This window comes from Kurthia huakuii LAM0618, from assembly GCF_000505545.1.
GTDB classification, from domain to species: Bacteria; Bacillota; Bacilli; order Bacillales_A; family Planococcaceae; genus Kurthia; species Kurthia huakuii.
The window spans coordinates 1-5,704 of the sequence record NZ_AYTB01000024.1 but is presented as its reverse complement, the minus strand read 5'-3'; the positions used below and the strand labels follow the sequence as shown (position 1 = coordinate 5,704).

1 protein-coding gene, 12 tRNA genes and 2 rRNA genes are annotated in these 5,704 nt (G+C 43.8%); 14 read left to right on the top strand and 1 reads right to left on the bottom strand.

What is annotated here, in order from left to right; genetic code table 11:
* The first annotated feature begins 60 nt into the window (after positions 1 to 60).
* The 12 genes from V514_RS0117650 (at position 61) to V514_RS0117595 (ending at position 1,098) form a co-directional block, all read left to right on the top strand.
* Positions 61 to 137, top strand: a tRNA-Arg gene (locus V514_RS0117650).
* Between the two features lie 5 nt (positions 138 to 142).
* A tRNA-Pro gene (locus V514_RS0117645) sits at positions 143 to 219 on the top strand.
* A 9-nt stretch (positions 220 to 228) separates the two neighbouring features.
* A tRNA-Ala gene (locus V514_RS0117640) sits at positions 229 to 304 on the top strand.
* 19 nt (positions 305 to 323) lie between these two features.
* Positions 324 to 397: transfer RNA gene (locus V514_RS0117635), tRNA-Met, on the top strand.
* A 9-nt stretch (positions 398 to 406) separates the two neighbouring features.
* Positions 407 to 499 (top strand) — tRNA-Ser (locus V514_RS0117630).
* A gap of 16 nt (positions 500 to 515) precedes the next feature.
* Positions 516 to 592, top strand: a tRNA-Asp gene (locus V514_RS0117625).
* Positions 593 to 603: 11 nt separating this feature from the next.
* Positions 604 to 679 (top strand) — tRNA-Phe (locus tag V514_RS0117620).
* A gap of 9 nt (positions 680 to 688) precedes the next feature.
* Positions 689 to 765 (top strand) — tRNA-Ile (locus V514_RS0117615).
* Between the two features lie 24 nt (positions 766 to 789).
* A tRNA-Asn gene (locus tag V514_RS0117610) sits at positions 790 to 866 on the top strand.
* A 1-nt stretch (position 867) separates the two neighbouring features.
* Positions 868 to 939: transfer RNA gene (locus V514_RS0117605), tRNA-Glu, on the top strand.
* A gap of 9 nt (positions 940 to 948) precedes the next feature.
* Positions 949 to 1,024: transfer RNA gene (locus tag V514_RS0117600), tRNA-Thr, on the top strand.
* Between the two features lies 1 nt (position 1,025).
* Positions 1,026 to 1,098 (top strand) — tRNA-Lys (locus V514_RS0117595).
* Positions 1,099 to 1,309: 211 nt separating this feature from the next.
* Here V514_RS0117595 and V514_RS0117590 read toward each other — a convergent pair.
* Entirely contained in the window at positions 1,310 to 3,004 is a 1,695-nt protein-coding gene (locus tag V514_RS0117590) for a methyl-accepting chemotaxis protein (RefSeq protein ID WP_029501117.1), read from the bottom strand.
* A gap of 425 nt (positions 3,005 to 3,429) precedes the next feature.
* Here V514_RS0117590 and V514_RS0117585 point away from each other — a divergent pair.
* Both V514_RS0117585 and V514_RS0117580 read left to right on the top strand, forming a co-directional pair.
* Positions 3,430 to 4,985: ribosomal RNA gene (locus tag V514_RS0117585) — 16S ribosomal RNA — on the top strand.
* 191 nt (positions 4,986 to 5,176) lie between these two features.
* Positions 5,177 to 5,704 (top strand): 23S ribosomal RNA (locus tag V514_RS0117580); the annotation flags it as partial.

Sequence of the window (5,704 nt, the reverse complement as noted above, 5' to 3'; positions counted from 1 at the left end):
CCGTGCCGGTTCGATTCCGGCCCTCGGCACCATTTTATTTAAATTTAATATTATTTTTTTGCGCCCATAGCTCAATTGGATAGAGCGTCTGACTACGGATCAGAAGGTTGTGGATTCGACTTCTGCTGGGCGCACCATTTATCGGAATGTAGCTCAGCTTGGTAGAGCACTTGGTTTGGGACCAAGGGGTCGCAGGTTCGAATCCTGTCATTCCGACCATTTAGCAATGGGGCCTTAGCTCAGCTGGGAGAGCGCCTGCCTTGCACGCAGGAGGTCAGCGGTTCGATCCCGCTAGGCTCCACCAATTTTATATTATTTATTATGGCGGCCTAGCTCAGCTGGCTAGAGCGTCCGGTTCATACCCGGGAGGTCGGGGGTTCGATCCCCTCGGCCGCCATAATCCTTTGGAGGTATACCCAAGTCTGGCTGAAGGGATTGGTCTTGAAAACCAACAGGCGGGTCAAACCGCGCGGGGGTTCGAATCCCTCTACCTCCTCCATTTTTATTTTTAATACGGTCCGGTAGTTCAGCTGGTTAGAATGCCTGCCTGTCACGCAGGAGGTCGCGGGTTCGAGTCCCGTCCGGACCGCCATTTTTATATGTGGGTTTGTAGCTCAGTTGGTAGAGCATTAGATTGAAGCTCTAAGTGTCGGCGGTTCGATTCCGTCCAAACCCACCATTTTTTAATGGGCCTATAGCTCAGCTGGTTAGAGCGCACGCCTGATAAGCGTGAGGTCGATGGTTCGAGTCCATTTAGGCCCACCATTAAATTTATAATTCCATGTTTATTCCGTTGTAGCTCAGTTGGTAGTAGCATCTGACTGTTAATCAGAGGGTCGCAGGTTCGAGTCCTGCCAACGGAGCCATGGCCCCTTGGTCAAGCGGTTAAGACACCGCCCTTTCACGGCGGTAACACGGGTTCGAATCCCGTAGGGGTCATTTTCATATGCCGGTGTAGCTCAGTTGGTAGAGCAACTGACTTGTAATCAGTAGGTCGAGGGTTCGACTCCTTTCGCCGGCACCATGAGTCATTAGCTCAGTTGGTAGAGCATCTGACTTTTAATCAGAGGGTCGCTGGTTCGAATCCTGCATGACTCATATTAAGCGAGTGCAAATTGCATTCGCTTTTTTGTTTGCTCAAAATTAAATTAATAGTAAAAAGAGGCTGGGACATACGTGTAAAAATATCTTCTCAGATGAGCATAAGAAAAACCGGAATCGCGCTGTGGCGCGGTTCCGGTTTTTTGTTGCGAACGCTAAAAAAGGAAAATGAACTGTTTTGTCCCAGCCTCTTTTGTATTGTTGCTACCTAATATTTAAATTTACTAATTAAATGCTGTAAGATATCGGCATTTTCCGATAGTTTTTCGGCAGCCGATTCAACTTCGTGCATGGAATGAAGATTTGTATCGGATAATTGCATCGCAGATTCTGTTTGCTGTTTAGCTGTAGAAGCGATTTTTTCTACAACAGCAGTCGCGCTGTTAGCTTGCTCAATACGTGCATACAATTCTTCAGCAATAGAAGAAACTTCTTGAATATTAGATGATACATGAGAAATATTCGTTGTGATAGCTGTAAAACTTTTATTCGTTGATTTAAATACTTTACTCGTTTCTTTTGAATCATGTTGACTTTCCTTAATATATTGCTGAGCAGTTTGAGATAAAGATTGCATCGTGTGCACCATTGTTGAAATCTCGGTTACTGCTTGTTTAGACTGTTCAGCTAAGTTTCGTACTTCCTCAGAAACAACGGCAAAACCTTTCCCATGTTCACCAGCGCGTGCAGCTTCAATGGAAGCATTAAGTGCTAATAAATTAGTTTGATCCGCGATATCGCGAATGGCTTCGACGATTTTATCAATTGTAGAAGCATGGGTAGCTAATTGTGTGACAGCATCATTGCTCGTTTCGATTGACTGTGTTAAATGGTCCATTTGCTGTGCTAAATGATTAATTGTTTCAATGCCTTCGTGCGACATTTCTAATGTATCAATTGAATAATTAGAAATCCTTTCATTTGTATGTGTTACTTGTTCGATACCGCCAGATACATCATGCATTGCTTCTGTATTTTCTAACGCATGTATTTTTTGCTCTGTTGCACCTGTTGCTAATGTATGAAGATCTTTTGTTAAATGGGCAGTATTCGATGATGTACTAGAAGCAGCAGAGGCTAATTCTTCTGAAGCGGCAGTTAACGCGCTAGACGTGTCGTGAACACGTTGCATCATCGTCCGCAGCGTAGTGAGCATTTTATTAAATGACGTGCCAAGCTCACCAATTTCATCTTGTGTAGTAATCGTAACGTGTTTTGTTAAATCACCTTCACCTTCAGCAATTGCGGCAATATCTTTTGTTAATATTTTTAGCGGCTTCGTAATACGCGAAATAATAATTGCGCTAATGATATAGGCGATGAATGCTAATAAAATAATCGTCATACCAATTTTAATGAGCATGGCTGTAATAGCAGTTGTAATATCACTAGAAGGAATGCCGGCAAATAACATTCCTATAATCTGTCCATCAGAAGATTTTAATGGTTTGTACATAGTTAAATACGATTTATTTAAAACTGTAGCAGTGCCATGGTAAGATTCCCCTTTATCTAAAACAGCGGTTGCAACTTCTGGTGATACTTTAGTTCCTATTTGACGTACACCATCTTGTTTAAGATTTGTATTGATTCGCGTATCTCCTTTAAAAATCGTGATAGCCGTTCCTGATTTTTCACCTAACGTATCGATATAAGATGTCTCTTGCGCAATATTAGTCGTCCCTTTCATCAACATATCATTTTTAAGTGACCAGTTTCCTTTGTATTGTTGTTGTAGCGTTTCTTCTATTAACTCAAAATTTTGTTGTAAACGTAGTTCATATTCATTTGTTAAAGATGATCGGATTTGTAAACTACTAATTAGACCAACTGTTATTAAAACAAATACTAAAATAGCTACGATTAAAACTTGAATTTTGTGCTGAATCGATAGCTTAATCATTAATTTAATTCCATCCCTTTCTATGAGTATATATCCATTATGGGTAATAAATACCTATTTAACAACAAAAATAGAAAAAATAATAGTATAATATATTTACTTGGTGTAATAATCCGTAATATAGATAAAATAGTTTAAAAAAATATTGAAAAACTATTGCATTATTATATGTAGGGTGTATAATGTATCTTGTCGTTAAGAAATGACATACAAAACTTAATCAAAAATAACAAACTTTAAAAAAGTTGTTGACAACTTAAAGAAGAAATGTTATGATAATTAAGTCGTCTGAGAACGATAGCAAAATGAACCTTGAAAACTGAACAAGCAAGATGTAATCACAATAAATTCGGTTCAATTAAGAATCGAAAAAAATGTTATCAAGCAAGATAACGCTAGCAAAGCAAATGAGCTTTCAAACACTTTTTATGGAGAGTTTGATCCTGGCTCAGGACGAACGCTGGCGGCGTGCCTAATACATGCAAGTCGAGCGAGGTTGTTTGGAATGCTTGCATTTCAAACAACCTAGCGGCGGACGGGTGAGTAACACGTGGGCAACCTGCCCTGTAGACTGGGATAACTTCGGGAAACCGGAGCTAATACCGGATAACTCTTTTAGCCTCATGGCTTTAAGCTAAAAGGCGCTTCGGCGTCACTACAGGATGGGCCCGCGGTGCATTAGCTAGTTGGTAGGGTAACGGCCTACCAAGGCAACGATGCATAGCCGACCTGAGAGGGTGATCGGCCACATTGGGACTGAGACACGGCCCAAACTCCTACGGGAGGCAGCAGTAGGGAATCTTCCACAATGGACGAAAGTCTGATGGAGCAACGCCGCGTGAGTGATGAAGGTTTTCGGATCGTAAAACTCTGTTGTAAGGGAAGAACAAGTGCGTTAGGTAATGAACGCGCCTTGACGGTACCTTATTAGAAAGCCACGGCTAACTACGTGCCAGCAGCCGCGGTAATACGTAGGTGGCAAGCGTTGTCCGGATTTATTGGGCGTAAAGCGCGCGCAGGTGGTTTCTTAAGTCTGATGTGAAAGCCCACGGCTCAACCGTGGAGGGTCATTGGAAACTGGGGAACTTGAGTGCAGAAGAGGATAGTGGAATTCCAAGTGTAGCGGTGAAATGCGTAGAGATTTGGAGGAACACCAGTGGCGAAGGCGACTGTCTGGTCTGTAACTGACACTGAGGCGCGAAAGCGTGGGGAGCAAACAGGATTAGATACCCTGGTAGTCCACGCCGTAAACGATGAGTGCTAAGTGTTAGGGGGTTTCCGCCCCTTAGTGCTGCAGCTAACGCATTAAGCACTCCGCCTGGGGAGTACGACCGCAAGGTTGAAACTCAAAGGAATTGACGGGGGCCCGCACAAGCGGTGGAGCATGTGGTTTAATTCGAAGCAACGCGAAGAACCTTACCAGGTCTTGACATCCCAATGACCGTCTTAGAGATAAGACTTTCCCTTCGGGGACATTGGTGACAGGTGGTGCATGGTTGTCGTCAGCTCGTGTCGTGAGATGTTGGGTTAAGTCCCGCAACGAGCGCAACCCTTATTCTTAGTTGCCATCATTTAGTTGGGCACTCTAAGGAGACTGCCGGTGACAAACCGGAGGAAGGTGGGGATGACGTCAAATCATCATGCCCCTTATGACCTGGGCTACACACGTGCTACAATGGACGGTACAGAGAGCTGCAAGCCCGCGAGGGTTAGCCAATCTCATAAAACCGTTCTCAGTTCGGATTGTAGTCTGCAACTCGACTACATGAAGCCGGAATCGCTAGTAATCGCGGATCAGCATGCCGCGGTGAATACGTTCCCGGGCCTTGTACACACCGCCCGTCACACCACGAGAGTTTGTAACACCCGAAGCCGGTGGGGTAACCATTTATGGAGCCAGCCGTCTAAGGTGGGATAGATGATTGGGGTGAAGTCGTAACAAGGTAGCCGTATCGGAAGGTGCGGCTGGATCACCTCCTTTCTAAGGATTATTACGGAATAGATGACTCGGTCATCTACGATTACACTTGCTGTTCAGTTTTGAAGGTTTATGAATCTTCTAAAACTTGTTCTTTGAAAACTGGATAAAACGACATTGAAAGTAACAAACAAATTTCTATTATAGATTTTTTTATTATTAAGTTTTAATTTTTAGGCTTAATAACTTATATAGGTTAAGTTATTAAGGGCGCATGGCGGATGCCTTGGCACTAGAAGCCGATGAAGGACGGCACTAACACCGATATGCTTCGGGGAGCTGTAAGTGAGCTTTGATCCGGAGATTTCCGAATGGGGGAACCCACTGTTTTTAATAGGACAGTATCTACACGTGAATTCATAGCGTGATGATGGCAGACTCAGGGAACTGAAACATCTAAGTACCTGAAGGAAGAGAAAGAAAATTCGATTCCCTTAGTAGCGGCGAGCGAAACGGGAAGAGCCCAAACCAAGGAGCTTGCTCCTTGGGGTTGTAGGACACTCTATACGGAGTTACAAAGGAATGAGTTAAGCGAAGCGGCATGGAAAGGCCCACCAAAGAAGGTAACAGTCCTGTAGTTGAAAGTTCATTCCCTCCAGAGTGGATCCTGAGTACGGCGGAACACGTGAAATTCCGTCGGAATCTGGGAGGACCATCTCCCAAGGCTAAATACTCTCTAGTGACCGATAGTGAACCAGTACCGTGAGGGAAAGGTGAAAAGC